We start from the raw sequence: 26,114 nt of genomic DNA, 5'->3' as shown, positions 1-26,114 counted from the left end.
GCAGGTCCGGCGTACTACTCCCCGGGCCGGGCCGGTGGCAGGGTGACGCCATGACTGATGATCACCAGCTGCTGCCCGAGACCCGCCGCGCCCTGCGTCACCGGGTCGCCACCGCCCAGGCCCGGGGCAGGGCGCCCTCGGTGGTCGCCGGTGTCGTACGGGAGGGCACCCCGGTGTGGCACGGCGCGCACGGCGAGGGCGCCGCCGACGCACACCGGCAGTACCGCATCGGGTCGATCACCAAGACCTTCGCCGCCGTCCTCGTCCTGCGGCTGCGCGACGCAGGGCTGCTGGACCTCGGCGACCGGCTGCGCACTCATCTGCCCGACGCCCCGTACGGCGGCGACGCCACCCTCGCCCAGCTGCTCTCGCACTCCGCCGGCCTCGCCGCCGAGGCGCGCGGCCCCTGGTGGGAACGGACCGAGGGCGCCCTGCGTCCCGCACTGGCCGACATCTTCGGCGACACCCCGGACAAGCACCCCGCGGGCCGCCTCTACCACTACTCCAACCCCGGGTACGCGCTGCTCGGCGCCCTGGTGGAGCGGCTGCGCGGCGCGCCGTTCGAGGACGTGCTGCGCGAGGAGGTGCTCCGGCCGCTGGGCATGACCCGCACCACCGCGCTGCCGCAGGCCCCGTACGCGCGCGGCTGGGCGGTGCACCCGTACGCCGACGCCGTGCAGCCGGAGCCGCTCACCGACACCGGGCGGATGGCCCCGGCCGGACAGCTGTGGTCCACGGTCACCGATCTGGGCCTCTTCGGCCGCTTCCTGCTGGAGGGCGACGAGCGGGTGCTGGACGCCGGTACCCTCGCCGAGATGCGCGTCCCGGCCGTCGCCCCGCAGGACCCGCAGTGGGAGTCCTCCTACGGCCTGGGCCTGCAACTGGCCCTGGACGACGGCCGGGTGCTGGCCGGACACAGGGGCTCCATGCCGGGGTTCACCGCCGGGCTGTGGACCTGCCCCGAGGAGCGCCTGGTGGCCGTCGCGTTCGCCAACGCCACCTCGGGCGTCGGGGCCGGCGCGCTCGCCGCCGCGCTGCTGGCGGAGGTCGCCGACCGCGAGCCGGTCCTGCCCGCCCCCTGGCGGCCGATGCCGGCCGCCGACGCCGAGCCGTGGCTGCTCGACCTGACCGGCACCTGGTACTGGGGCACCATCCCCCACACCCTGCGGCTGCTCGCGGGGCGCACCCTCACCCTCGCTCCGGTGAACGGCGGCGGGCGCGGCTCGCGCTTCCGGCCGGTGGACGGGGACAGCCGGCGCTGGAAGGGCCTGGAGGGGTATTACGCCGGGGAGACGTTGCACGCCGTTCCCGAGGGCGCCGCACCCCATCTCGACCTGGGCAGCTTCATCTTCACCCGCACCCCCTACGACCCCGGCGCCCCCACCCCCGGGGGCGCCGATCCCGGCGGCTGGGGCGGGCTGTGAGCCACGCCCGGTCCCGCCGCATGGGGGTGGTCCCGGTGGTCCGGGTGGTCCGGGTGGTCCGGGTGGTCCGGGTGGTCCGGGCGCAGGCGGCAGGCGCGCCGGGTCAGCCGCCCAGCGTCATCTTGAAGCCCAGGTGGCTCGCCTCGAACCCGATCCGCTCGTAGAACCGGTGCGCGTCCACCCGCGTGGCGTCGGAGGTGAGCTGCACCACAGCGCACCCCTGGCGCCGCGCCTCCGCCACCGCCCAGCCGATCATCTCGGTCCCGAGCCCGCCGCCGCGCTGCGAGGCGTGCACCCGTACCGCCTCGATCAGCGCCCGTGAGGCGCCCCGGCGCGAGAGCCCGTGGATGACCGACAGCTGCAGGGTGCCGACCACCTGGCCCGCCGCGTCCGCGGGTTCGGCCACCATCAGATGCTGATTCGGGTCGGCGGCAATGCGTTCGAAGGCCGCCTCGTACAGCTTGAGGTCGTCCGGGCTCTCGCGGGCCGCACCCAGCGGGTCGTCGGCGAGCATCGCGACGATCTCCGGAATGTCCTCGCTCGTCGCGTATCTCATGGTGACGTTCATGCCACCGAGTCTAGAAAATCCCTGCGGACGGGCCATCGCGGCACAGGAAGGGGGTTGTGTCTCGTCCCTATAACGGTAGGGTCGGTGTCGCCTGCTGGGCGACGGCCAGCCGCTCAGTTCATGAGGTTCGGGGGCTCGAAGCCGGAATTTCCGGCTCATCACCCGGCCCCGGTGCGTACACCGACACGCTGTGCCACCGGGAGTTGATCGAGGCGAGGCAGAGCAGATGACCGCGATACCGGCCGAGGACGGCACCGCCGCCGCAGGATTCCAGCAGGGGCGCCGACCGTCCCCCGACGCTGTGGTGATCCGGCGCACTCTGGCGGAGATCGAGCCGGCGGCCGACGAGGTCACCTCGTACTTCTACGCGCTGCTCTTCGTCAACCACCCCTATCTGCGGCAGATGTTCCCGCCCGCGATGGACGCCCAGCGCGACCGGCTGTTCGGCGCGCTGCTCAAGGCGGCGGAACACATAGACGACACGGTCACCCTGACCGACTACCTGATGCAACTGGGCCGCGGCCACCGCAAGTACGGCACCCGGGCCACGCACTACCCGGCGGTCGGCGAGTGCCTGATGGCGGCCCTGGAGCGGTTCGCGCCGCGCACCTGGGGCCAGGAGGCGGAGGCCGCGTGGGTGCGCGCCTACACCGCCATCTCCCAGATCATGATCGACGCCGCCGCCGACGACGAACTGCGCGCCCCCGCCTGGTGGCAGGCGGAGATCGTCGCCCACGAGGCGCGCACCTCCGACGTCGCGGTGGTCACCGTACGGCCCGACCAGCCCTACCCGTACCGCGCCGGCCAGTACGCCGCCATGGAGACCCCGTGGTGGCCGCGCGAGTGGCGGCAGTACTCCTTCGCCTGCTCGCCGCGGCCCGACGGGCTGCTGATGTTCCATGTGAAGGCGGTGCCCGCGGGCTGGGTCTCGCGGGCCCTGGTGCACCGGGCGCAGTGCGGCGACGTGATCCGGCTCGGGCCGCCCGAGGGCGCCATGACGATCGACCACACCTCCGACAGCGGGCTGCTGTGCGTGGGGGGTTCGACGGGCATCGCCCCGATCAAGGCACTGGTGGAGGACGTCGCCGAGCGCGGCAGACAGCGCCGCATGGAGGTGTTCTTCGGCGCCAACCGGGACACCGACCTGTACGAGCTGGACACCTTCCTCGAACTGGAGCGGCGGCACCCCTGGTTGTCGGTGCGCCCGGTCGTCGCGCAGTACGCGACCCGCGGCTTCGCCGGGCAGTTGCCGGAGGCGGTCAAGGAGTACGGTCCGTGGCCCGAGTTCGACGGCTATCTGTCGGGACCGCCGCAGATGATCCGGCACAGCGTCGCCGCGCTGGTGTCCGCCGGGATCGAGGAGCGGCGGATACGGCACGACTTCACGGGTACGTTGGCCGCCGCGGGGATGTCCCCGGGGGCGTGACCACGCCAGCAGTGACCAGCACGACGCAAGGTCGGATCGATCATGAATCACGGGGATGACGGCGCGCGCCTGCCCGGCAGCGACGGAGAGCACGAACTGCAGCGGCAGCTCGGCAGCGAACACCGGGCCGACCGGTTCTACGAGGAGCAACTCCTCGATCATCTCAATGAGCGGATGCGGGAGTTCGTGGCCAGGGCGGAGATGTTCTTCCTGGCCACCGCCGACCGGCACGGTGAGTGCGACAGCACCTTCCGGGCCGGGCCGGCCGGGTTCATCCACGTACTGGACCACCGGGCGGTGGCCTACCCGGAGTACCGGGGCAACGGGGTGCACGCCTCGATGGGCAACATCACCGAGAACCCGCACGCCGGAATGCTGCTGATGGACTTCGACCGGGCGCGGATCGGGCTGCACATCAACGGGCGGGCCACGATCGTGCCGGACGCCGAACTGCGGGCGCTGCACCCGGAACTGCCCCGCGACACGGCACCGGGGCGGCGGGCGGAGCTGTGGGTGCGGGTGGACGTGGAGGAGGCGTACATCCACTGCGCCAAGCACATCCCGCACCTGGTGAAGGCGCCCAAGCGCACGGCGCGGGCCTGGGGGAGCGACGACTACCGGCGCAAGGGCGGCGATTTCTTCGGGGCCGCCCGGCAGGCGCGCGAGGCCCGCGGGGCGGCGGAGCCCAGGGGGGCCGGGGCGGACCCGGGTACGGGGCCGGGCGCGCCGGCGTCCGTACCGGCGGCGCCCGCCACTGCCGCGCCCGTACCGCCACCGGCACCCGTACCGCCGCCCGCCACCGGTCCCGTCCCTCCTGCTGTGCCGCTGCCGCTGCCCGCCGCCGTACCGCCGCCGTTCGTCCCGGCGGATTCCGAACTGCCGCTGCCGCCGCCCTCGGTGCCCGTCCCGCCGCCACGCCCCCACGACTGGCAGGAAGCGGCCGAACGCGCGCTGGCCGAGGCTGAGCGGCGCGCCCCGCAGGACCCGGGCGCGGGCTGGTTCGGCTAGGACGTCCCGCCGCTCAGCCCAGGTCGCGGGCGAGGAGTGCCCGCATTCCGGCGATGTTGCGGGTGAGATAGGCCAGCAGGGTCGCCGGGACGAGGTTGACGGCGGCGAGCCCTTGCGGGGTGAACGGCAGCCGGACGATCTCGTACCGGCCGCACGGATCGGTCACTTCGGGTCCGTGCCGCAGTGCCGGGTCCATGGAGGCCAGCCGGCAGACGAAGAAGTGCTGCACCTTCAGCCCCGGCGTGGTGGTCTTCCCCGGATCGGGCAGGTGCGGAACGGTGTCGACGAACGCGGGCACCACATCGGTGATCTTGGCGCCGAGTTCCTCGAACACCTCGCGGTGCAGGGCGTCGAGCACGGTGGCGTCGGAGGACTCGACGCCACCGCCCGGGGTGATCCAGTACGGCGGCTGCCCCGGCTTGGTGCGCTTGATCACGATCAGCTCGGTGTCGTCCGCGGTCAGGAGGATGGCGCGGGCGGTGCGTTTGACCACAGGCCGTGCATCGGTCATGCGGGTACTTGTCGCCCGTACCGCCCGGTACGAAACCTCAGCCGGTGGCGTGGTCCAGGGCCGCCGTCAGATCGGCCACCAGGTCCGCGGCGTCCTCGATGCCCACCGACAGCCGGATGAAGCCCTCGGGGACGTCGTCGCCGCCCCAGCGGGCCCGCCGCTCGGCGGTGGACCGTACGCCGCCGAAGCTGGTGGCGTTGTCGACGATGCGCAGGGCGGCGAGGAAGCGTTCGGCCGTGTCACGGTCGGGGAGGGTGAAGGAGACCACGCAGCCGAAGCGCCGCATCTGGCGGGTGGCGAGGGCGTGCGCCGGATCGTCGGGGAGCCCGGGGTGGCGCAGTCCCGTCACCTCGGGGCGGGCGCGCAGCGCGGTGGCGACGGCCAGCGCGTTGCTCGCCTGCCGGTCCACGCGCAGCTGGAGGGTGGCCAGGCTGCGGTGCGCCAGCCAGGTCTCCATGGGGCCGGGGATGGCGCCGATGGCGGCCCGCCAGCCGCGCAGCGCCTCGGCGGCCTGTGCGTCGCGGGTGACCACGTAGCCGAGCAGCAGGTCGCCGTGGCCGCTGAGCGCCTTGGTGCCGCTGGCCATGGAGAAGTCCGCGCCGAGTTCCAGGGGGCGCTGACCGAGCGGGGTGGCGAGGGTGTTGTCGACGGCGAGCAGCGCGCCGTGCGCGTGGGCGGCGTCCGCGAGCGCGGCGAGGTCGCACACGTCGAGGCCCGGGTTGGAGGGCGACTCGGTCCACAGCAGCCGCGCGCCGTCGAGCGCCGCGTACTGCCGCGGGCCGCCGGTGGGCACGGTGGTGACGCGGATGCCGAACGCCTCCAGGCGCGGGATCAGGCCCGAGGTGCCGTGGTAGCCGTCGGTGGGCAGCACGGCGGTGTCGCCGGCCCGCAGCTGGGTGAACAGCACGGCGGAGGTGGCGGCCATCCCGGAGGCGAAGACGACGGCGTGCGCCTCCTGGTCGGGCGACTCCAGCGCGGCCAGGGCGGTTTCGAGGGCGGTCCAGGTGGGGTTGGCGTTGCGGCCGTAGCCGTAGGTGGCGTCGGCCGGGTCGCCCGGCAGGTGGTAGTGGGCGGCGAAGACCGGCCCCGGCAGCGCGGGCTTGCCGGGCCGCGGGGCGGGCAGGCCGGCGTGGACGGCGCGGGTTCCGTCGCCGGGTCCGGTGACTGGGGGGTGGCTCATGGGTGGTGCTGCTTTCCGTGGAGTGCTGTGCCGACCTCGGTCGGCGGGTGGGGCGCGGCGGGCACGGGGGTGGCGCCTTCGTACACCCCCTGTCGCCCGCGGTCCTGGTTGGGGACCGGTTGGGGACCGGTTCGAGGGCTGGTTCCGGGGCGCTTCCAGGACCTCGGACCGGCCGGTGCCGAAGGCCCGGGCGGCGGCATCCGCCCCCGCCTCCGTCACCGGCGTTCCGCGCGGCGCCCGTTCCCGGGCCGCCCCGGGAAGCCCCGGCCATCGGCGAGGGGCGGATGCCGCCGCGCGGACGGAGCGGATGGGCGACCGCGCGCGGTGCGCGCGGTCATGGCCGGTTCGTCAGTCCCGGTCCAGGACGAGATTGACGGCCCACGACACGATGGAGATGATCAGACCGCCGAGCACGGCTGATCCGAAGCCGTTGACCTCGAAGGAATCCCCGGCGATCCAGCCGGTCAGCATCAGCATCAGCGCGTTGATCACCAGGGTGAACAGGCCCAGGGTGACGACGAGCAGCGGAAAGGCCAGGATCTTCACGATCGGCTTGACGACGAGGTTGACCAGGCCGAAGATCAGCGCGACGAGGACGAGGGTGAGGGCCTTGCCACCGGTGGTTGTCTCCCCGTCGCCGAGAGTGATGCCGCTGACCAGCCATACCGCCACCAGGAGCGCCAAGGCGTTGGCGATGAACTTGAACAGGATGCTCTTCATGCAGGAGATCGTTGCAGACCGGGCCATGGGCCGGGCAAGGGGTGCGAGGCGATGAAGCAATTCCGGCTGGATCAGCTGGAGGCGGAGCGAACCGCCCACAACGGCGCCTACCTGCGGTTTCTCCGTGAGCGCACCATGTCGGCCGGGCTGTACGCGCTCAATGTGGGTGACACGGATTCGCAGGGGCCGCAGCGGCAGGACGTGCTGAACTTCGTGGTGAGCGGTCATGCCGAGGTCACGGTGGGCGGGGAGACCACCCGGGTGGCGCGCGGCAGCATCGTCTACGTACCGGCGCACACCCCGTGCAAGTTCCACCACATCACGGAAGATCTGCGGGTGATGGTCATCTTCTCTCCGCCCGAAGGGTGACCTCCGGGCCCGTGGACCTCAGGGTTCCCTCGGGGGACGGTCAGGGGAGGACCGGGGCCGCGGGACCTCCCGCCCGCCCACGGGCCCGCTTAGCATCGACATGACGGTGCCGGGGGATGTCGGAGAGCGGATGTGAGGAGCCGTGCGTCATGAAAGAACTGTTCAGGTCACTGCCGTGGTGGGTGCGCTGGGTCGCCATCCCCGCCATCGTGCTGGTGGTCTTCGGCGGGCTGATCACCTCGGTGCTCACGTGGCTGATGAGTCTGATGTTCAAGATCCTGGTCTGCGCCGCACTCATCGCGCTGCTGATCTTCATCGTGCGGAAGTTCACCTCTTCCTCCTCCTCCGGCGGCGGTTGGTAGGAGCCGTACCGCCGCCCGGCCCGTCCCCCGCGGGCCGGTCGGCGCTCACCACCAGCGCCGCGAGCACGGTGGTGACGGGTACCGAGGCGACCAGACCGATCGAACCGACCAGGGTCCGTACGATCTCCTCGGACACCAGCTCGCTGAACGCCACGGTCCCCACGCTCGCGTTGGCCACCGTGAACAGCAGCAGCAGGGGCAGCGCGGCTCCCGCGTACGCCAGCACCAGGGTGTTGACCACCGAGGCGATGTGGTCGCGGCCGATGCGCATGCCCGCCCGGTAGAGCTTGAGCCAGCCGGCGTCCGGCTCGGCCGCCTTGAGTTCCCACACCGCCGAGGTCTGGGTGACGGTGACGTCGTCGAGGACGCCCAGCGATCCGATGAGGATGCCGGCCAGCAGCAGCCCGCGGATCTCGATACCGGGGTAGAGGGCGTGAATCAGGCCGGTCTGGTCGTCGGTGTTGCCGGACAGATGCGCCCAAGCGGTGAACAGCGAGCCCAGCAGGCCGATCAGCACCAGCGAGATGAGCGTGCCGAGTACCGCCACCGAGGTGCGGGCGTTGACGCCGTGACACAGGTAGAGCGTCACCAGCATGATGGCGCTGCCGCCGACCACCGCCACCAGCAGCGGGTTCGAGCCGTGCAGGATGGCCGGGAGGATGAACAGCGTCAGCAGCCCGAAGCTGACCACCAGGCCGATCAGGGCCAGCAGCCCGCGCATCCGCCCCACCAGGACGACCGCGACGGCGAAGACAGCGGCCAGCAGGAGGATGGGGAACTTCCGGTCGACGTCGGAGACGCTGTACTGGAGTTCCTCGGGGGCGTTGGGCGCGAACGCCACGATCACCTTCTGCCCGGCGTGGAACTTCTGGGTGGCGTCCGGGGGCACCACCTCCTGGAAGGTCCGGCCGGTGTGCGGACCGGTGGTCACCTCGATGGTGGCCTGGGCGCACGGGCCGTCCACACCGCGCGGGACCTGCACCCCGAGCTGGGCGCAGTCCCGCTCCTCGACGCCGGTGACCTTCGCCTCCTCGAACTGCTGGTCGAAGCCGACGCCGGTGTGCTCGTCGCCCGCGGTGGGGGCGCCACCGGGCCACAGCAGGAGCAGACCGCCCGCCACCGCCACCGCGAACGGGATCAGGACGGCCGCTATGACCCGCCGCAGATGCGCCGAGACCGGGGGCGGCGGCCCGTGGCTGTGGCTGTGGCCGTGGCTGTGTCCATGGGTGTCTGTCACGCGCCGATCATCGCAAGAGAATCCCGGGCGCACTGTTCAGCCGGGCCGGGGAACCGTTAGCGTAGGCGGCGATTATGTGATCGCGGGAGCTCCGAGCACGGGGCTGAGAGGGCGCTGAACGAGCTGCGCCGACCGCCGAACCTGGTACCGGGTAATGCCGGCGTAGGGAGTTGGGTCGTCATGACCAAGCAGGACACACGTGTGCTCGGATCGCACAAGGGATATGTCACGGGATCGCGCCCGGACTTGCGGGTGCCGGTGCGGCGCGTGCACCTCACCGACGGGCGGGACGTGACGCTGTACGACACCTCGGGTCCGTACACCGACCCGGAGGTCACCACGGACGTACGGCGCGGACTGCCGCCGCTGCGCGCCGGATGGCTGGCCGAGCGCGCGGCGCGCCGGCGCCCCGCGGACGGGCTGACGCAGCTGGCGTACGCCAGGCGCGGGGAGATCACCGAGGAAATGGAGTACGTGGCGATCCGGGAGGACCGCGCCCCTGAGTTCGTGCGCGAGGAGATCGCGGCGGGCCGGGCGGTGCTGCCGGCCAACGTGAACCACCCGGAGGCCGAGCCGATGATCATCGGCAAGAACTTCCTGGTGAAGGTGAACGCCAACATCGGGAACTCCGCCGTCACCTCCTCCATCGAGGAGGAGGTGGAGAAGATGCGCTGGGCGACCCGCTGGGGCGCCGACACCATCATGGACCTGTCGACCGGCAAGGACATCCACACCACCAGGGAGTGGGTGCTGCGCAACTCCCCGGTGCCGGTGGGCACGGTGCCGCTGTACCAGGCGCTGGAGAAGACCGGCGGCCGGGCGGAGGAGCTGAGCTGGGAGATCTTCCGCGACACGGTGATCGAACAGGCCGAGCAGGGCGTGGACTACATGACCGTGCACGCCGGGGTGCTGCTGCGGTACGTACCGCTGACGGCGCGCCGTACGACGGGGATCGTCTCGCGCGGCGGCTCGATCATGGCGGCGTGGTGCCTGGCGCACCACGAGGAGAGCTTCCTCTACACCCACTTCGCGGAACTGTGCGAGATCCTGCGGGCGTACGACATCACGTTCTCGCTCGGGGACGGGCTGCGGCCGGGTTCGATCGCGGACGCCAACGACGAGGCGCAGTTCGCGGAGCTGCGGACGCTGGGCGAGCTGAACCGGATCGCCAAGTCCCATGACGTGCAGACCATGATTGAGGGCCCCGGGCATGTCCCGATGCACAAGATCAAGGAGAACGTCGACCTGCAGCAGGAGATCTGCGGGGAGGCGCCGTTCTACACGCTCGGGCCGCTGACGACGGACATCGCGCCCGCGTACGACCACATCACGTCGGCGATCGGGGCGGCCATGATCGGATGGTGGGGCACGGCGATGCTGTGTTACGTGACGCCGAAGGAGCACCTGGGGCTGCCGGACCGGGACGACGTGAAGACCGGCGTGATCACGTACAAGATCGCGGCGCACGCGGCGGATCTGGCGAAGGGCCATCCCGGGGCGCAGCGGTGGGACGACGCGCTGTCGCAGGCGCGGTTCGAATTCCGCTGGGAGGACCAGTTCAATCTGGCGCTCGACCCGGACACGGCGCGGGCCTTCCACGACGAGACGCTGCCGGCCGAGCCGGCGAAGACGGCGCATTTCTGCTCGATGTGCGGGCCGAAATTCTGCTCGATGAAGATCTCGCACGACATCAGGGCCGAGATGGACCGTAAATCGGAGGAGTTCGCGCAGGCGGGGAACCGGGTGTACCTGCCGCTGGCGGAGACCGACGGGAGCTGACGGCAACGGCGCGTTCCGGCCGGCGCCGGTCAGTGCAGCGCGTACACGGGTGCGTTGTGCAGAATGCCGATCTGGCGGATGCAGTGCCGCCTGAGCAGAAAGCGCAGACTGTCGTGCACCCGGGCCGAGCTGAGGCCGGTGCGGGCCGCGATCTCGTCGACGGACCAGTTGACCTGGCCGTCGGTGACGAGGGCGGGGGCGAGCAGCACGGCGACGGCCCACACGTCGTCGGTGACCGTGAGCCGCTCCCGCCAGCCGGCCAGCAGTTCCTCGGCGCCCCGCCCCTGCGCGTGGGGCGCCGTACGCTGCCGGGGCACCCGCGGTGCCGGTGCGGGGCCGAGCCGGTCACGGATGCCGCCGAGCACGTCGGCGACGGACCGCAGGGCATCCGCCATCTCCCGCCGTGCGGCGTTCGCCTCGCGCTGCAGGGCGGCGAGCGCCGCGTCATCGCGCAGGGCGCGCTCCTCCAGCCGCACGATCGCGTCGGCGACCTGGGGTGGCACGGCGTACACGACGGTGGCCCCGGGGGCGGCGGGCTGGAGCTCGGCGGCGGGCAGGGAGTAGGAACCCTCGCGCTGGATGGTGACGATGACGTCGAGCATCCACTCCTTGAAGGGCCCGCAGGCGGGCTTGGTGCAGCCGGTCACCAGGAGCAACAGCCCCTGGAGGTTCACCATCTGCAAATTCCTCCGCCAGTTCTGACCTGCGATTTTGCGAGAACTGTGACCTCCAGTCACAGTTTCCAGCGGCTGGCGGAACCGCTCGGGAACGTGATCGTTCAGGGCCTTGCGCGTCGTGGTGTACCCCAGCTCCCGGCACACGTCTGCCGCCGGGAACCAGTGCTCGCCCTCCGGGGTGGTCAGCCGCCGGACGCGGGCGCCGGTCGCCGCGAAGACGAAGTCGCCGATGTCGATGGCGTCGTGGCGCGGGACCGGCTGACGCTGCTGATCATTCATGTTTGTACGGTAAGCGTGCCTTTCCGCCATGTTGCTCCGAACGAACTGAAGTTCACCCGGGAGTGGGATATTCAGCCGCAATTCCGAGATAAGCCATGGCATTCATCGTTTCATTAATAAATAAACTGGACATTCACTCCAATGCCACGCATCGAGGCCAAATGCAGTGTCGTTGGCGGAGTATGACTCCACAGAATCCCTCGGCCCACCCCGAACCCCCTTACGGATCGGTCCTGTACGAGGCGGAGGACACCCAGCACCTGCTGCGGAACGGCGAAGGGAACTGGCAGTTCGACGGCGATCTCGCCCAGCTCCTCCAGGCAGCCGCCGCCCCCCAGCCGACCCCCCGCCACCCGGCACCGGCGCACGCCGCCCCCGTACCCGACGCGGCCGACCCCAGCGCCCGCCACCGGCGGCCCCGGCGGCGCGTTCCGCTGCCCAGCCGGCCCGGCCCGGTGCAGTGGCTGCGCTGGAGCAGTCTCCTCATCGCCGCCTGTCTCACCGTCATCGCCGCCATGCTCAGCATTCTCGGCGGTCTCATCTCGTACGTGCCGCTGCGCGAGATGGTCTCCCCGACCGCCGCCAGCGGGCTCACCGGCTGGTGGCCGGTGCTGATCTACGGGCCGTGGCTGGTCGCGTCCCTCTCGATCGTGCGGGCCGCCCTGCACCAGCGCCGGGCCGCCCACTCCTGGGCCGTGGTGATCTTCTTCTCCGGTCTCGCCGTCTATCTCTGCGTCGAGCAGGCTCCCAACACGGTCACCGATCTGGCCGTCGCCGGGCTGCCGCCGATCTCCGCGCTGGTCGCCTTCCACCAACTGGTGCGCCAGATCACCCTGATCAACCCGCCCCGGCACGCCGTCCCGCAGCCCCGCCCCGCCCGGTGACCACCCGCATGTCCGGGAACCGGCAGATCCTCCGATGGCGCGCGGGACGGTCCCGCCGGCCGTGACCGCACCCCTCCCGCCCCAGCCTGCTCAGCATTAAGCTGACGGTCACTCACCACAACGGCGGCGGAGGGGCACTGCGATGAGCGACGAGGTCATCCCGGGGATCGACCTGAGCCGGCCCAGCATCGCGCGGACCTACGACTACCTCATCGGCGGCAAGGACAACTACGCCGTGGACCGGGAGTTCGGCGACGAGTTCATCGTGAAGCTGCCCGGCGCCGTCCAGATCGCCATCGACAACCGGCAGGCACTGGTGCGGGCTGTCGGGGACATCGCCGCTACGACGCGGATCCGGCAGTTCATCGACTTCGGCAGCGGCCTGCCCACCGCCGACAACGTGCACCAGGTCGCCGAGCGGCACGCCCCCGAGGCGCGCGTGGTGTACGTCGACAACGACCCCATCGTGCTCGCCCACGGCCGGGCGCTGCTCGCGGAGAACGAGCACACCGTCGTGATCCAGGCAGACCTGCGCCGTCCCCGCGCCATAAGGGAGGACCCCGCCCTCCTGCGGCTCATAGATTTCGACCGGCCGGTCGGCGTCATTCTCTCCGCCGTGCTCCATCACCTCAACGACGACGAGGACCCGTACGGCGTCATGCGGTTCTGGCGGGAGGCGGTGCCCTCCGGCAGCCACTTCTTCATCAGCCACTTCCGCAGCCGCCGCGACCCGGAGTCGGCGAAGCTGGAAGGGCTGCTCCAGGGCTCGCTCGGCCGGGGCCGCTGGCGCACGGACGAGGAGATAGCCGCGCTGTTCGAGGGCCTGGACATCCTGGAGCCCGGCATCCGGCCCGCCGCCGAGTGGCGGCCCGCGCTGGAGCACCGCTCGTCGCTGACCGTCTGGCAGCAGCTGCTGGTCGCCGGCCTGGCGGTCAAGCCCTAACGACCGCGCTCCGCACCGCCGTTGACCTGAATGACCTGGGCGGTGATGTGCCCGGCCGCGTGCGAGGCCAGCCAGAGCAGGGTCTGCGCCACATCACCGGGCTCGCCCGCCCGGCCGTTGAGGGTCTCGGCCACCCGTGCCCGGCGCCGTTCCTCCGACAGGCCGCCGCCGAAGAACTCCGTGTCGTCGATCAGCCCCGGCGCCACCACATTGACCGTGATGCCGCGCGGTCCGAACCGCCGTGCCAGGTCGAAGGCGTAGGGGTGCAGGGCCGCCTTGCTGCCGCCGTAGCCGCCGGCCCCCGAGCCGCGCAGGGCGGCGATCGAGGACAGGAACAGCACCCGTCCGCCCGGTGAGGCCAGCCGGTCCCGCAGGGCCTCGGTCAGCAGCACCGCCGTCAGCGTGTTGATCCGGAAGGACTCGGTCCACTCGTGGGCCGCCGCCACCAGCGGGTCGCTCCCGTCACCGGGAGGAGCCGGGGCGAGCCCGCCCGCGTTGTGGATCAGCACGTCCACCGTGCCGAACCGTTCCCCGATCACCGCGGAGGCCCGCGCCACCTGCTCCGGGTCCGTCAGGTCGGCCGGTACCGGCACCGCCCCGTCGATCCGCTCCGCCGCCCGTTCCAGTACGTCCGCGCGGCGCCCGATCAGTACCGGGGTGTCGCCCCCGCGTGCGAACGCCTCCGCCGTGGCCAGGCCGATGCCCGTGCCGCCGCCGCTGACCACCACTGTGCGCCCGCTCACCATGGACGCGACCGTACCCGCACGGGTGCTCGGCTGTCACTCACAGCGGCACCTGCCACACCAGGGCGAGGCCCCGGTCGAACAGGCCCGGGCCGAGGTCGGCCGAGCCGCCCAGCGCGGTGGCCCGGTCGGTCAGATTGCGCAGCCCGCTGTACCGGGGGGCGCCCTCGGGCGGGAGGCCGACGCCGTCGTCCGCGACCGTCAGCCGGACCGCCTCCCGGCCGTCCGGCAGGGTGACGGTGGCGTCCACCGTCACCTCCACCCGGCCGGCCCGCGCGTGCCGGGCCGCGTTCGACAGCGCCTCGCGCAGCGCGGCGACCAGGTTCTGCGCGACGCCCTCCCCCACCCGGGTGTCCACCGGCCCGGTGAAGGACACCGACGGCGCGAAACCCAGCCCCTGGGCGGCGGTGCCGGTCTCCCGCAGCACCCGGGTGCGCAGTCCGGCGTGCGCCTCGTCCGGGTGCTGCTGGAGCGCGAAGATGGTGGTGCGGATCTCCTGGATGGTCGCGTCGAGTTCCGAGACCGCCTTGGCCAGCCGTTCGTCGGTGTCCTGGGAGGCCCCCTCGGGTGCGGCGCGCCGGGCTCCCTCCAGCAGCATGCCGACCGCGAAGAGCCGCTGGATCACCAGATCGTGCAGGTCGCGGGCGATCCGGTCGCGGTCCTCGTACACCGCCAGCGCCTCGCGGTCCGAACGGGCCTGTGCCAGCACCAGGGCGAGCGCCGCCTGCTGCGCGAACTGGGTGGCCATCGCCCGCTCGGGTACGGAGTAGACGTCGGCGCCGGGGGCCCGGGGCAGGCCGAGGGCGCCCAGGGTCTTGTCGCCGCTGGTGAGCGGCAGCAGCATGCAGGGGCCGAAGTGCTCTGCGAAGCGGGGGGCGGTGAGCCGGGGGTCGGTGGCGGCGTCGTCGATGAAGACGGGTTCGCCGGAGAGCAGGCCGGCGACGGTCTCGGCGTCGACGGGCAGCGCGCTGCCGATCAGCGGCGGGCCGCCGGGTGAGGCGCTGGCGGCGACCACCTCCAGGACCGTCCCGGGTTCTTCGGTGGGTACCAGCACCAGTCCCGCGTCGGCGTCGGCGAGCCGTCTGGCCTGCTCGGCGACGACCGCGAGCGCGTTGTCCACGTCCTCGGCCAGCAGCGAGGCGGACAGTTCCACGCTGCCGTCCATCCAGCGGGCCTGCTGGCGCACCGCCTCGTACAGCCGGGCGTTGCCGACCGCGATGCCCGCCTCGGTGGCCAGGATGCGGAGCATCTGGAGGTCCTCGGGAGTGAACGGCTCCCCGCCGGGCTTGTCCGCCAGATAGAGGCCGCCGAAGCCGGCCCCGTGCACCAGGATGGGGACGCCGATCATGGGGGCGTTGCCGTCGGGCTCCGCGCGCTGCAGGGGCCGGCCGCCGCGTTCCAGCAGTTCGGACAGGAGCTGGTCGCGGCCGGGGATGCCGGGGTCACGGCCGTGGGTGACGAACTCGCCGACGCGTTCGCCGTCGTCGGTCAGCACGGCCAGCGCGGCGTACCGGGCGCCGGCCAGTTCGGCGGCGGTGCCCACGATCCGCTCCAGCAGGGTGGGCAGCTCCACATCGCCGCCCAGAGAGGTCATGGCGGCGAGCAGCCGGGGCATCCGGCGGGCCAGCTCCGGGCTGAGCGGTGGCGCGGGTGCCTCCTGCTGTGTCATAGCAGTGAGAGTAATTAGTCCGGCTTTGCGGCGAAAGTCGGGATCGGTGATCGCGGCTGCCGCTCCGCCCCCGCCTCCGCTTCGGCCTCCCGCTCCAGCATCCGGCGGAACGGACCCTCGACGGCGGCCAGCTCGGCGTACGGGCCGCGCTGTACGGGGCGGCCGGCCGCCAGGACCAGCACCTCGTCGACGGCGTCGAGTCCGGCCAGCCGGTGCGTGATGAGCACGGTGGTGCGTCCCTCGGTGGCCGCCAGCAGGTCCTGGGTGAGCGCGTCGGCGGTGGGCAGATCGAGGTGTTCCGCAGGTTCGTCGAGGATGAGGACGGGGAAGTCCGCGAGCAGCGCGCGGGCGAGGGCGAGCCGCTGGCGCTGGCCGCCGGAGAGCCGCGCGCCGTGTTCGCCGACCTCGGTGTCCAGGCCCTCGGGCAGCGCGTCCACCCACTCCAGCAGCCGGGCGGCGGCCAGCGCGGCGCGCAGCGCCTCGTCGTCGGCGGTGGGGGCGGCCAGCCGGAGGTTCTCGCGCAGGGTGCTGTCGAAGAGGTGGGCGTCCTGGGCGCACAGGCCGATGTGGCGCCGTACGGTGTCGCCGTCCAGCGCGGCGGCCGGGGTCCCGTGCAGGGTGTAGCCGCCGGGGTCGGTGGGGTCCAGAAAGCGCAGCAGCACCTGGGCCAGAGTGGTCTTCCCGGCGCCGGAGTGGCCCACGACCGCGATCCGGTGGCCGGGGGTGAGGTCCAGGTCGAGTCCGCCCAGGGCGGGCGGGGTCCCGGGGGCGGCGCCCGGGTAACGGGCGGTCAGTCCGCGCAGCCGCACGGGGAACGGGGTGGTGGGGGCGGCGGCCGGCCGGGCCGGTTCCCGGACGGGGGCGGGGGCGTCCAGCACTTCCCGGATCCGTTCGGCCGCACGGCGGGCCCGCTGCCGGTGCTGCACGGCCAGCGGCAGGCCGAGGACCGCCTCGAAGGCGGCCAGCGGGATGAGAACGACGGTGGCCAGCCAGACGCCGTTCAGGTCCCCGACGGTCACGGCCGGGACGCCGGCCCAGGCGGCGGCGGTGACGGTGAGGCCGGTGGTCAGGGCGAGCAGTCCGCCGGCCAGGCCGGTGACGGCGGCCGAGCGGGCGGCGATCCGGGTCAGCCGGGAGTCGGCCTCGCGGACGGCGCCCAGCTGGGCGGGGAGCGCCCCGGCCACGGTGAGTTCGGCGGTGCCGGTGAGGAGATCGACGGTGCGGGTGGACAGTTCGCCCCGGGCGGGGGCCAGCCGGCGGTCCGTGCGGCGGGCGAGGGCGGCGCTGAGGGCGGGGACCGCCACCCCGGCGAGCAGCAGTCCGGCGGCGAGGATGGCACCCGCGAGGGGCAGCAGCCAGGTGGTGAAGGCCACGGCGGCGACCGATACCGCGCCCGCCGCGACGGCGGGCAGCAGCCAGCGCAGGAAGTATTCCTGGAGGGCGTCGACATCGGAGACGACCCGGGAGAGCAGGTCACCGCGCCGGGTGGTACGCAGCCCGGCGGGGGCGAGCCGCTCCAGACGTTGGTAGACCGAGACCCGGAGCCCGGCGAGGATCCGCAGCACCGCGTCGTGGCTGATGAGGCGTTCGGTGTAGCGGAAGACGGCCCGGCCGATGCCGAACGCCCGGGTCGCGGTCACGGCGACCATGAGGTAGAGGATGGGCGGCTGTTCCGAGGCCCGTGAGATCAGCCAGCCGGAGACGGCCATCAGTCCGGTGGCGGAGCCGAGGGCGAGGGCCCCGAACGCGGCCCCGAGGACGAGCCGGCCCCGCCATCCGGCCCCGGTCCGCCGCACCCACGCCAGCGGGCCGAGGGTTCCGGACGCGGGGGTGGCCCCCACGGTGTCCGCCGCATCCGGCGCTTCGGCCGTAGCCGCCGGGGCGGGGTGTCCGGCCGCCGCGCGGTGCTGGTCCGGGTCGGCGCCGACCGCACCGGTCGGCCGGGCCGGCCGGGCGTGCCGCTCCCTCTGGTCCGGTGCGCCGCCGGGGTGTTGTTTCACGTGAAACACCCGATCGGCCGCAGCCAGCAGAGCGGGGCGATGGGTGACCAGCAGAACCGTACGGTCGGCCGCCAGAGCGGTGATCGCCGCGACCACCTCCGCCTCCGTGGCCCCGTCCAGGGCCGCGGTGGGTTCATCCAGCAGCAGGATCGGGCGGTCGGCCAGCAGGGCCCGCGCCAGGGCCACCCGCTGGCGCTGACCGGCCGACAGCCCGCTTCCCGAATCGTCCAGTCGGCGCCCGGGATCCAGGTCACCCGCTGCCGCCGCCCGCAGTGCCGCGAGGACCTCCTCGTCGGTTGCCTCGGGCCGGGCCAGCCGTACGTTCTCGGCGATCGTGCCGGCGAACAGCCGGGGATGCTGCGGCACCCAGGCGATCCGGCGGTGCCAGGCGGCCAGGTCCACCGTGGACAGGTCGGTGCCGCCGACCAGCACCCGCCCCCGTACCGGCTGTGCGAAGCCCAGGACGGCGTTCAGCAGGGTGCTCTTGCCGGCCCCCGAGGGGCCGGTCAGCGCCACGGTCTCGCCGGGGGAGAGCGTCAGGGTGGTGGCTGCCAGGGAGTCCTGCTGCCGGCCGGCATGGCGGATCACCACGCCGTCGAGCGCGATCGCCGCGTTCTCCGGCGGCGCCACCGTGCCGCTGCCCCGCTCCGGCTCGGTCTCCAGGACCTCGAAGACCTCGGCCGCCGCCGACAGGCCCTCCTGCGCGGCATGGAACTGGGCCCCCACCTGGCGCAGCGGCAGATACGCCTCCGGCGCCAGGATCAGCACCACCAGACCGGTGTAGAGGTCGAGTTCGCCGTGCACCAGCCGCACGCCGACGCTGACGGCGACCAGGGCCACGGAGATGGTGGCCAGCAGTTCCAGTGCGAAGGAGGACAGGAACGCCACGCGCAGCGTGCGCAGGGTGGAGCGACGGTAGTCGGAGGTGATGGCCCGGATGTTCTCGGCCTGCGCTGTGGCCCGGCCGAACACCTTCAGGGTGGTCAGTCCGCCCACCACATCGAGGAAGTGTCCGGACAGCCGGGCCAGTTGCCGCCACTGGCGGTCCATCTGGGCCTGGGTCGCCCAGCCGATGAGGACCATGAACAGCGGGATCAGCGGCAGCGTGCCCGCGATGATCGCCGCCGAGACCCAGTCGTCCGTGACGATCCTGGCCAGCACCGCCACCGGCACGACCACCGCCAGGCCGAGCTGCGGCAGATAGCGCGCGAAGTAGTCGTCCAGCGCGTCCACGCCCCGGGTGGCCAGCGCGGTCAGCTCCCCGCTGCGCTGTCCGCTCAGCCAGCCGGGCCCGAGCCGGGTGGCGTGGCCGAGCAGCCGGAGCCGCAGTTCGGACTTGACGGCCGCGCCCGCCCGGTGGGCGGCCAGTTCGGTCAGCCAGGCCACCAGGCCGCGCCCCAGTGCCGCGGCACCGAGCAGCAGCAGCGGGGTGCGCAGCTCCGCCAGTTCCCTGCCGTCCTGGAAGGTGCCGGCCACGATCTCGGCGATGAGCATGGCTTGCCCGATGAGCAGGACCGCGCCGGCCAGCCCCAGGACGACCGAGGCGGCGAGAAAGCCCCGGGTCGCCCGGGCGTGCTGGAGCAGTCGCGGGTCCACGGGCTTCATCGGTCCACTCCCTCGCTGCCTCGGCCGTCGCCGCGCACGTCAGTGTGCCGCCGGCGCGATGTGCTGGGTGCCGATGCGCTTGCGGAACACCCAGTACGTCCAGCCCTGGTAGAGCAGGACCACCGGCGTGGCGATGGCCGCGCACCAGGTCATGATCTTCAGGGTGTACGGGCTGGAGGCGGCGTTGTCGATGGTCAGGGTGCCCGCCGGGTCCCCGGTGGAGGGCATGACCTCGGGGAACAGCGCCAGGAACAGCATGGCCACCGCGGCCACGATCGCCACCCCCGACCAGGCGAAGGACCAGCCCTCGCGTCCCCTGGCGTTGGCCGCCAGCGCGGCGCCCAGCGCCACCGCCGCGACCACCATGGCGACCAGGGTGCGGCTGTCGCCGCTCTCGCTCTGGGTCCACAGCAGGAAGCCGGCGGCCAGGGCCAGGGCGGCCAGGCCGAGGCCGGTGGCCAGCCGCCTGGCCCGTACCCGGATGTCGCCGACCGTCTTGAGCGCCGTGAAGACCGCGCCGTGGAAGGTGAACAGCACCAGGGTGAGTGCCCCGCCGAGCAGGGCGTACGGGTTGAGCAGGCCGAAGACGTCGCCGGTGTACTCGTGGGCGGCGTCCAGCGGTACCCCGCGCACGATGTTGGCGAAGATGACGCCCCACAGGAAGGCGGGGATCGCCGAGCACCAGAAGATGGCGTGCTCCCAGTTGCGCTGCCAGCGCTCCCCGGGCCGCTTGGCGCGGTACTCGAAGGCGACGCCGCGCACGATGAGGCTGAGCAGCACGGTGAGCATGAGGAGGTAGAAGCCGGAGAAGAGCGTGGCGTACCAGTCGGGGAAGGCGGCGAAGGTGGCTCCGGCGGCGGTCAGCAGCCAGACCTCGTTGCCGTCCCAGACCGGCCCGATGGTGTTGATGAGGACGCGCCGCTCGGTGCGGTCGCGGGCCAGCGTCCTGGTCAGCACGCCGACGCCGAAGTCGAAGCCCTCCAGGAAGAAGTAGCCGATCCACAGGACGGCGATGAGCGCGAACCAGAGGTTGGGGAGTTCCATCACATGCTCCTGACGGACACCTAGTAGGAGAAGGCCATGGGACGGTCCACCGGCTTCGGTCGGTCCGGGTCGTCCGGGTCATCGGTACGGTCGTGGCCGCCGATCCGGGTCGGCGGGTTGCGGTCCGCGTCGGTCAGCTCCGGCGGTCCGGCCTTGGCGTACTTGGCCAGCAGCCGTACCTCCACCACGGCGAGAATCGCGTACAGCAGCGTGAAGAGCGTCATGGAGGCGATGACCTCGCCCTGGGAGACGCCGGGCGAGACCGCGTCGGAGGTGCGCAGCACCCCGTACACCACCCAGGGCTGCCGGCCGGTCTCGGTGAAGATCCAGCCCCAGGCGTTGGCGATCAGCGGGAAGAGCATGGTGAGCAGGGCCAGCCGCCAGTAGCCGCGGGTGAGGGTGGGGCCGAGTTCGCGGTCGCGGGTGAGGGCGAGGCGCGGGACGGTCTCCTCGTCGGTGCGCAGCCGTTCGGAGAGCCACAGCCGGCGGCGGGTGAGCCACAGTCCGGCGGCGCCGAGCGCGAAGGAGGACATGCCGAACCCGATCATCCAGCGGAAGCTCCAGTAGGCCACCGGGATGTTGGGGCGGTAGTCACCGGGTCCGTACTGCTCCTGCATCGCCTCGTTGGTGTCGTTGATGCCGGGGACCGGTTCGCTGAAGTTGTCGTGGGCCAGGAAGGACAGCAGTCCGGGGATCTCGATGGCGACGTCGTTGTGGCCCCGGGCGACGTCACCGATGCTGAACAGCGAGAACGGTGCCGGTGCCTGGGTGTCCCACAGGGCCTCGGCGGCGGCCATCTTCATGGGCTGCTGGTCGTACATGATCTTGCCGAGCCGGTCGCCGGAGAAGGCGGTCAGCATGCCGGCGACGACCATGGTGATCAGGCCCAGCCGCAGCGAGGTGCGCATCACCGGGATGTGCTGCCTGCGGATGAGGTGGTAGGCGGCGATGCCGACCATGAAGGCGCCGCCGGTGAGGAACGCGGCGGTGATGGTGTGCGCGAACTGGGCGACGGCGGTGTTCTGGGTGAGGACGTGGACGATGTCGGTCAGTTCCGCCCGTCCGGTCTCCTCGTTGATGCGGTAGCCGACCGGGTGCTGCATCCAGGAGTTGGCGGCCAGGATGAAGTACGCGGAGAGCACCGTGCCGATCGCCACCATCCAGATGGTGGCGAGGTGGATCTTCTGCGGCAGCTTGTCCCAGCCGAAGATCCACAAGCCGATGAAGGTGGATTCGAAGAAGAAGGCGATGAGGGCCTCGAAGGCCAGCGGGGCGCCGAAGACATCCCCGACGAACCGGGAGTAGTCCGACCAGTTCATGCCGAACTGGAATTCCTGGAGAATCCCGGTCACCACGCCGAGCGCGATGTTGATGAGGAAGAGCTTTCCCCAGAACTTCGTGGCCCGGAGGTACTTCTCCTTGCCGGTGCGTACCCAGGCGGTCTGCAGGCCGGCCGTGAGGGAGGCGAGCGAGATCGTCAGCGGTACGAAGAGGAAGTGGTAGACGGTGGTGATACCGAACTGCCACCGTGCCAGTGTCTCGTCGGCTAGCGCCAGATCCACGGGGGTCTCCTTCCCTGCGCCCCGTACCTTGTGAACGTATTCACATTCACAAGTACGATGATGGCACACCGCTCCCGGGGTCCCCCAGGGGGGCCCGAAAGCGGTGCGGCACGATAAAAGCGCAGGTCAGAGGGGTGATATCAAGTGGAGGCGAGGTCGCGGAAGGCCGCCGCCGTGGCCAGCACCACATCGTTGGCCTCGGGCTCGGCGACAGTGATCCGTACGCCCTCCCCACCGAACGGCCGCACCATCACCCCGGCCTCCTCACAGGCCGCGGCGAAGCGCGCGGTGTCCGCGCCCAGGCGCAGCCACACGAAGTTCGCCTGGGACTCCGGCACCGTCCAGCCCTGGTCCCGCAGGCCCCGCGTCACCCGGGTGCGCTCGGCGACCAGCGCGGCCACCCGCTCCAGCAGGGCGGGCTCGGCACGCAGCGAGGCGATCGCCGCGTTCTGCGCGATCTGGCTCACCCCGAACGGCACCGCGGTCTTGCGCAGCGCCGCCGCCACCGGCTCGTGGGCCACCGCGAAACCCACCCGCAGCCCGGCCAGCCCGTACGCCTTGGAGAAGGTGCGCAGGACACAGACGTTGGGCCGGTCCCGGTACAGCGCGATGCCGTCGGCCGCGGCGTCGTCCCGGACGAACTCCCGGTAGGCCTCGTCGATGACCACCAGCACGTCGCGGGGCACCCGGTCCAGGAAACGCGTCAGCTCGGCATGGCCCAGGGCGGTGCCGGTGGGGTTGTTGGGGGTGCAGAGGAAGATGAGCCGGGTGCGGTCGGTGATGGCCTCGGCCATCGCGTCCAGGTCGTGCTCCTCGCCGTCCGTCAGCGGCACCTGTACCGAGGTCGCCCCCGAGATGCGGGTGATGATCGGATAGGCCTCGAAGGAGCGCCAGGCGTAGATCACCTCGTCCCCGGGGCCCGCCGTCGCCTGCAACAACTGCTGGGCCACGCCCACCGAGCCGGTCCCGGTCGCCAGATGGCTCACGGGGACCTCGAAGTGCGCGGCCAGTTCGGCCAGCAGGGCGCCCGCCGTCATGTCCGGGTAGCGGTTGAAGGCGCCGGCCGCGCCGACGACGGCTTCCAGCACGCCGGGCAGCGGCGGGTACGGGTTCTCGTTGGAGGACAGCTTGTACACCGCACGGCCGTCGGCGCGGTCGGCGGCGGGACGGCCCGGTACGTAGGCCGGGATGTCCTCCAGTACGGCGCGCAGCCGGGGGCCGGCCACCTCCGCGGCGGCGGACTCGGGTGCGGCGTCCCGCGGGGTGCCCTGGGAAGATACGGTCATCCTCCACACTGTATGAGGAAAGCCGCGCCAGGCGTATCCCCCGGGCGTTCACGGTGACCGAGGTACGGCGCCCACGCGAAATTTCGCGCCGGTGGCGAGCGCCCTGGCGCGCCTCACTCGTGAGAGTGAACCGGCGCCCGTTGAATTCGAGTGAAGTGTTCGGAAGTAAGCGCCCGCACATCGGTTCTATCGCAGGGGAAGTGGCCGAATACTCCTGCTGATCCAAGGCAGAACGCCTAGTTGACCATGCAGAAACGTAATCGCGCCCCCCATGCTCCGTCGGCTCAGTAGGCCCCGCCCCCGGGCCTACCATCAGGTCGCCATGACAGCAGCGAAGCATCAGGTGACTCGGTCCGCCGGGCGCCGGCCGAGCGGGCGGGCCGGCATCCGAGATGTCGCCGCGGCAGCCGGTGTCTCGATCACGACTGTCTCCGACGCGCTCAACGGTAAGGGCCGGCTGCCCGACGCCACCCGCCGTCACGTGCGCAGCGTGGCGGACCGCCTCGGCTACCGCCCCTCGGCCGCCGCCCGGACGCTGCGCACCGGGAAGTCCGGGCTCATCGGGCTCACCGTCACCACCTACGGCGAAGAACCCTTCACCTTCACCGAGTTCGCCTACTTCGCCGAGATGGCCAGGGCCGCCACCTCCGCCGCCCTCGCCCGCGGCTACGCCCTGGTGATCCTCCCGGCCACCTCCCACCACCGTGACTTCGACGTCTGGTCCAACGTGGCGCTGGACGGCACCGTCGTCATCGACCCCGCCGACCACGACCCGGTCGTCACCGAACTCGTCCGGCAGGGCATCCCGGTGGTCTCCGACGGCCGCCCCGACGCCGCGCTCCCCGTCACCGCCTGGGTCGACAACGACCACGAGGCCGCCGTACTGGGCCTGCTGGACCACCTGGCCGGCTCGGGCGCGCGCCGCATCGGCCTGCTCACCGGGACCAGCACCGACACCTACACCCGGCTGTCCACCACCGCCTACCTCAGCTGGTGCGAGCGGGTCGGCCAGGAGCCCGTCTACGAGGCCTACCCGGCGCACGATCCGTGCGCCGGGGCAGTGGCCGCCGACCGGCTGCTGGCCAGGCCCGACCGGCCCGACGCCGTCTACGGCCTGTTCGACCCCAACGGCACCGATCTGCTGGCCGCCGCCCGCCGTTACGGCCTGCGGGTGCCCGACGACCTGCTGGTGGTGTGCTGCAGCGAGTCCCCCGTGTACGCCACCACCGAACCGCCCATCACCACCCTGTCCCTGAAACCGGGGCGGATCGGCTCCACCGTCGTCCAGCTGCTCATCGACGCCATCGAGAGGGCCGGGGAGCGCGGCCGTGAGCACGACCGCGACCGGGTGCGGACGGCCGCCCGGGTGCCCTCGCACCAGCTCATGCCGACCGAACTCATCGTCCGTGCCTCCTCCCAGCGCACCGCCCACAGGATCGCGCGCACCACGGTCACGGCACCGCGTACGCCGCCTCCGGGCGATCGCTAGTTTCCGGCCGCCGCTTCCGGCAATATCGTCTTACGACAGAACCTCGGCGCCCCGGCGAACCATGCCGGGGGATCGTCACACCCGGGTGTGTCACAAGTGAGCGGCTGGATTCCTATGATGGGCGAATGAGACCGGGATCCGGCCGAAACGGCAGGTCCCGCAGGTGAAGGCGGCGTGTGATGGTGGAGGGGTCGATGACTCACGGGGCCGACGAGGGACCCAAGACGTGGCAGGGCGCGACCGAGGGCGGTCCGGCCATTCCCCCGCGGCCCGCGCAGGAGCCCGATCTGTACACCCCCACCGTGCAGGACCTGCCGGTGCTGGAGGGCGCGGGGCCGCTGTACGTGGTCGGTGACGTCCACGGCTACCTGGACGAGCTGCGCGCCGCCCTGCGGGCGGCCGGGCTGACCGACGCCGAGGACCGCTGGGCGGCCGGCAACTCGCGGCTGTGGTTCCTGGGGGACTTCACCGACCGCGGCCCGGACGGCATCGGCGTCATCGACATGGTGATGCGGCTGTCCGCGGAGGCCGCCGCCGCCGGCGGGTACTGCAAGGCGCTGCTCGGCAACCACGAACTGCTGTTCCTGGGCGCGAGCCGGTTCGGTGACACCCCGGTCGAATCCGGCGCCGGCACCGCCTCCTTCCACGCCGCCTGGATGCTCAACGGCGGTCAGCGCGCCGACATGGAACGGCTGCGCGACCACCACATCCAGTGGATGTCCCGGCTGGACTCCATGGCCGTGGCGGACGGCCACCTGCTGCTGCACTCCGACACCACCGCCTATCTCGAATACGGCGAGAACGTCGACGACGTCAATGACGCCATCTGGCAGGCCCTCGCGCGCAATGACGCGGAGGAGACCTGGGACCTGTTCCGTAAATTCACCAAACGCTTCGCCTTCCGGGACGAGGACGGGCCGCAGGCCGCCCGCGAACTGCTGGACGTCTACGGCGGTCTGCGCATCGTGCACGGCCACAGCCCGATCCCGTATCTGACCGGCGAGCCCGCCGAATCCGAGTCGGGCGACCCCGACGCGCCGGACGCCGCTCCCCGGATCGACGGCCCGCACGTGTACGCCGATTCCCTCGCCATCGCGATGGACGGTGGCGTCACCATGGCCGGAAAGCTGCTGGTCGCCCGACTTCCCCTGGATGATTGAGCGTTCGCTCCCTGTTGTACGGAGTGCGCGGCCTTGAGGGCGGGCAGGTGAGAGACGGGGCCCACAACGCCCCGGGGTGCCAGATATCCCTCTGGCGAGGGTGGTGGAGAGAAAGATTCCGGCGATCTCCGATGACGAGGCGCCGGAAGCCCTTTACCATCAGTCCCTCACCAGCTCTCTGCCCACCCT

General features: G+C 72.1%; 22 protein-coding genes. 10 read left to right on the top strand and 12 right to left on the bottom strand.

Going from position 1 to position 26,114, the window contains the following annotated elements; genetic code table 11:
- Positions 1-50: 50 nt before the first annotated feature.
- Positions 51-1,424 (top strand): serine hydrolase domain-containing protein, encoded by a 1,374-nt coding sequence (locus SXIM_RS13085; protein ID WP_046724083.1) that lies wholly within the window; start codon positions 51-53, stop codon positions 1,422-1,424.
- 103 nt (positions 1,425-1,527) lie between these two features.
- Here SXIM_RS13085 and SXIM_RS13080 read toward each other — a convergent pair whose 3' ends face one another.
- Entirely contained in the window at positions 1,528-1,992 is a 465-nt protein-coding gene (locus SXIM_RS13080; protein ID WP_078846906.1) for a GNAT family N-acetyltransferase, read from the bottom strand.
- Between the two features lie 226 nt (positions 1,993-2,218).
- Between SXIM_RS13080 and SXIM_RS13075 the strand changes: the two genes are divergently transcribed.
- Together SXIM_RS13075 and SXIM_RS28105 are read left to right on the top strand one after the other, a co-directional pair.
- On the top strand, positions 2,219-3,418 hold the full coding sequence (locus SXIM_RS13075; RefSeq protein WP_030732486.1) for a globin domain-containing protein: 1,200 nt from the start codon (positions 2,219-2,221) through the stop codon (positions 3,416-3,418).
- Between the two features lie 42 nt (positions 3,419-3,460).
- Positions 3,461-4,426: a pyridoxamine 5'-phosphate oxidase family protein gene (locus SXIM_RS28105; RefSeq protein ID WP_030732484.1), complete on the top strand. Its 966-nt coding sequence runs from the start codon at positions 3,461-3,463 to the stop codon at positions 4,424-4,426.
- A gap of 13 nt (positions 4,427-4,439) precedes the next feature.
- Here the strand turns inward: SXIM_RS28105 and SXIM_RS13065 are convergent, their stop codons facing one another.
- From SXIM_RS13065 to SXIM_RS13055, 3 genes are all read right to left on the bottom strand, one after another.
- Positions 4,440-4,937, bottom strand: a complete 498-nt coding sequence (locus tag SXIM_RS13065) for an NUDIX hydrolase (protein WP_078635482.1) — start codon at positions 4,935-4,937, stop codon at positions 4,440-4,442.
- A 37-nt stretch (positions 4,938-4,974) separates the two neighbouring features.
- The gene (locus tag SXIM_RS13060) at positions 4,975-6,117 is read right to left on the bottom strand and encodes a cystathionine gamma-lyase (protein WP_030732479.1); all 1,143 of its coding nucleotides are present in this window, start codon (positions 6,115-6,117) and stop codon (positions 4,975-4,977) included.
- 348 nt (positions 6,118-6,465) lie between these two features.
- A complete protein-coding gene (locus SXIM_RS13055) occupies positions 6,466-6,837 on the bottom strand; it encodes a phage holin family protein (protein WP_030732476.1) in 372 nt (123 codons plus the stop codon).
- Between the two features lie 51 nt (positions 6,838-6,888).
- Here SXIM_RS13055 and SXIM_RS13050 point away from each other — a divergent pair, with 51 nt between their 5' ends.
- Both SXIM_RS13050 and SXIM_RS13045 read left to right on the top strand, forming a co-directional pair.
- On the top strand, positions 6,889-7,206 hold the full coding sequence (locus tag SXIM_RS13050; RefSeq protein ID WP_030732473.1) for a cupin domain-containing protein: 318 nt from the start codon (positions 6,889-6,891) through the stop codon (positions 7,204-7,206).
- Between the two features lie 149 nt (positions 7,207-7,355).
- Positions 7,356-7,568 carry a DUF5326 family protein gene (locus SXIM_RS13045; protein ID WP_030732470.1) on the top strand — a complete coding sequence of 71 codons (213 nt, stop codon included), beginning with the start codon at positions 7,356-7,358 and terminating at the stop codon, positions 7,566-7,568.
- On the opposite strand, the gene SXIM_RS13040 is transcribed toward SXIM_RS13045, so the two are convergent.
- Complete coding sequence (locus SXIM_RS13040; RefSeq protein WP_030732467.1) at positions 7,534-8,805, bottom strand: YibE/F family protein; 1,272 nt, start codon at positions 8,803-8,805, stop codon at positions 7,534-7,536. The genes SXIM_RS13045 and SXIM_RS13040 overlap by 35 nt on opposite strands.
- A 180-nt stretch (positions 8,806-8,985) precedes the next feature.
- Here SXIM_RS13040 and thiC point away from each other — a divergent pair, with 180 nt between their 5' ends.
- On the top strand, positions 8,986-10,584 hold the full coding sequence (gene thiC, locus SXIM_RS13035) for a phosphomethylpyrimidine synthase ThiC (protein ID WP_046724056.1): 1,599 nt from the start codon (positions 8,986-8,988) through the stop codon (positions 10,582-10,584).
- Between the two features lie 29 nt (positions 10,585-10,613).
- On the opposite strand, the gene SXIM_RS13030 is transcribed toward thiC, so the two are convergent.
- Complete coding sequence (locus SXIM_RS13030) at positions 10,614-11,540, bottom strand: BRO-N domain-containing protein (RefSeq protein WP_046724054.1); 927 nt, start codon at positions 11,538-11,540, stop codon at positions 10,614-10,616.
- 182 nt (positions 11,541-11,722) lie between these two features.
- On the opposite strand from SXIM_RS13030, the gene SXIM_RS13025 reads away from it, so the two are divergent.
- Both SXIM_RS13025 and SXIM_RS13020 read left to right on the top strand, forming a co-directional pair.
- Positions 11,723-12,424 (top strand): hypothetical protein, encoded by a 702-nt coding sequence (locus SXIM_RS13025; RefSeq protein ID WP_053116183.1) that lies wholly within the window; start codon positions 11,723-11,725, stop codon positions 12,422-12,424.
- A gap of 142 nt (positions 12,425-12,566) precedes the next feature.
- Positions 12,567-13,367 (top strand): SAM-dependent methyltransferase, encoded by an 801-nt coding sequence (locus tag SXIM_RS13020; protein WP_046724052.1) that lies wholly within the window; start codon positions 12,567-12,569, stop codon positions 13,365-13,367.
- Here SXIM_RS13020 and SXIM_RS13015 read toward each other — a convergent pair.
- The 6 genes from SXIM_RS13015 to hisC form a co-directional block, all read right to left on the bottom strand.
- On the bottom strand, positions 13,364-14,113 hold the full coding sequence (locus tag SXIM_RS13015) for an SDR family NAD(P)-dependent oxidoreductase (RefSeq protein WP_030732452.1): 750 nt from the start codon (positions 14,111-14,113) through the stop codon (positions 13,364-13,366). The genes SXIM_RS13020 and SXIM_RS13015 overlap by 4 nt on opposite strands.
- A 37-nt stretch (positions 14,114-14,150) precedes the next feature.
- Entirely contained in the window at positions 14,151-15,779 is a 1,629-nt protein-coding gene (locus SXIM_RS13010) for a sensor histidine kinase (RefSeq protein WP_030732449.1), read from the bottom strand.
- Positions 15,780-15,793: 14 nt separating this feature from the next.
- Positions 15,794-19,384 (bottom strand): thiol reductant ABC exporter subunit CydD, encoded by a 3,591-nt coding sequence (gene cydD / locus SXIM_RS13005; protein ID WP_046724051.1) that lies wholly within the window; start codon positions 19,382-19,384, stop codon positions 15,794-15,796.
- A 39-nt stretch (positions 19,385-19,423) separates the two neighbouring features.
- Entirely contained in the window at positions 19,424-20,428 is a 1,005-nt protein-coding gene (cydB, locus tag SXIM_RS13000) for a cytochrome d ubiquinol oxidase subunit II (protein ID WP_030732444.1), read from the bottom strand.
- A gap of 20 nt (positions 20,429-20,448) precedes the next feature.
- Positions 20,449-21,990: a cytochrome ubiquinol oxidase subunit I gene (locus SXIM_RS12995; protein ID WP_030732441.1), complete on the bottom strand. Its 1,542-nt coding sequence runs from the start codon at positions 21,988-21,990 to the stop codon at positions 20,449-20,451.
- Positions 21,991-22,130: 140 nt separating this feature from the next.
- Positions 22,131-23,276: a histidinol-phosphate transaminase gene (hisC, locus tag SXIM_RS12990; RefSeq protein ID WP_078635480.1), complete on the bottom strand. Its 1,146-nt coding sequence runs from the start codon at positions 23,274-23,276 to the stop codon at positions 22,131-22,133.
- A 322-nt stretch (positions 23,277-23,598) separates the two neighbouring features.
- Here hisC and SXIM_RS12985 point away from each other — a divergent pair, with 322 nt between their 5' ends.
- Together SXIM_RS12985 and SXIM_RS12980 are read left to right on the top strand one after the other, a co-directional pair.
- Entirely contained in the window at positions 23,599-24,765 is a 1,167-nt protein-coding gene (locus SXIM_RS12985; protein ID WP_030732437.1) for a LacI family DNA-binding transcriptional regulator, read from the top strand.
- A 179-nt stretch (positions 24,766-24,944) separates the two neighbouring features.
- Entirely contained in the window at positions 24,945-25,925 is a 981-nt protein-coding gene (locus tag SXIM_RS12980) for a metallophosphoesterase (protein ID WP_078635478.1), read from the top strand.
- Positions 25,926-26,114 lie beyond the last annotated feature (189 nt).

It is taken from the genome of Streptomyces xiamenensis, assembly GCF_000993785.3.
GTDB classification, from domain to species: Bacteria; Actinomycetota; Actinomycetes; order Streptomycetales; family Streptomycetaceae; genus Streptomyces; species Streptomyces xiamenensis.
The sequence above is the reverse complement of the archived record's forward strand: the minus strand, read 5'-3'. Positions and strand labels throughout refer to the sequence as shown.

Coding starts and splice junctions, on each gene's coding strand:
- SXIM_RS13085 (WP_046724083.1), top strand. CDS start 51: ATGACTGATGATCACCAGCTGCTGCCCGAGACCCGCCGCGCCCTGCGT.
- SXIM_RS13080 (WP_078846906.1), bottom strand. CDS start 1,992: ATGAACGTCACCATGAGATACGCGACGAGCGAGGACATTCCGGAGATC.
- SXIM_RS13075 (WP_030732486.1), top strand. CDS start 2,219: ATGACCGCGATACCGGCCGAGGACGGCACCGCCGCCGCAGGATTCCAG.
- SXIM_RS28105 (WP_030732484.1), top strand. CDS start 3,461: ATGAATCACGGGGATGACGGCGCGCGCCTGCCCGGCAGCGACGGAGAG.
- SXIM_RS13065 (WP_078635482.1), bottom strand. CDS start 4,937: ATGACCGATGCACGGCCTGTGGTCAAACGCACCGCCCGCGCCATCCTC.
- SXIM_RS13060 (WP_030732479.1), bottom strand. CDS start 6,117: ATGAGCCACCCCCCAGTCACCGGACCCGGCGACGGAACCCGCGCCGTC.
- SXIM_RS13055 (WP_030732476.1), bottom strand. CDS start 6,837: ATGAAGAGCATCCTGTTCAAGTTCATCGCCAACGCCTTGGCGCTCCTG.
- SXIM_RS13050 (WP_030732473.1), top strand. CDS start 6,889: ATGAAGCAATTCCGGCTGGATCAGCTGGAGGCGGAGCGAACCGCCCAC.
- SXIM_RS13045 (WP_030732470.1), top strand. CDS start 7,356: ATGAAAGAACTGTTCAGGTCACTGCCGTGGTGGGTGCGCTGGGTCGCC.
- thiC (WP_046724056.1), top strand. CDS start 8,986: ATGACCAAGCAGGACACACGTGTGCTCGGATCGCACAAGGGATATGTC.
- SXIM_RS13030 (WP_046724054.1), bottom strand. CDS start 11,540: ATGAATGATCAGCAGCGTCAGCCGGTCCCGCGCCACGACGCCATCGAC.
- SXIM_RS13025 (WP_053116183.1), top strand. CDS start 11,723: ATGACTCCACAGAATCCCTCGGCCCACCCCGAACCCCCTTACGGATCG.
- SXIM_RS13020 (WP_046724052.1), top strand. CDS start 12,567: ATGAGCGACGAGGTCATCCCGGGGATCGACCTGAGCCGGCCCAGCATC.
- SXIM_RS13015 (WP_030732452.1), bottom strand. CDS start 14,113: ATGGTGAGCGGGCGCACAGTGGTGGTCAGCGGCGGCGGCACGGGCATC.
- SXIM_RS13010 (WP_030732449.1), bottom strand. CDS start 15,779: ATGACACAGCAGGAGGCACCCGCGCCACCGCTCAGCCCGGAGCTGGCC.
- cydD (WP_046724051.1), bottom strand. CDS start 19,384: ATGAAGCCCGTGGACCCGCGACTGCTCCAGCACGCCCGGGCGACCCGG.
- cydB (WP_030732444.1), bottom strand. CDS start 20,428: ATGGAACTCCCCAACCTCTGGTTCGCGCTCATCGCCGTCCTGTGGATC.
- hisC (WP_078635480.1), bottom strand. CDS start 23,276: ATGACCGTATCTTCCCAGGGCACCCCGCGGGACGCCGCACCCGAGTCC.
- SXIM_RS12985 (WP_030732437.1), top strand. CDS start 23,599: ATGACAGCAGCGAAGCATCAGGTGACTCGGTCCGCCGGGCGCCGGCCG.
- SXIM_RS12980 (WP_078635478.1), top strand. CDS start 24,945: ATGGTGGAGGGGTCGATGACTCACGGGGCCGACGAGGGACCCAAGACG.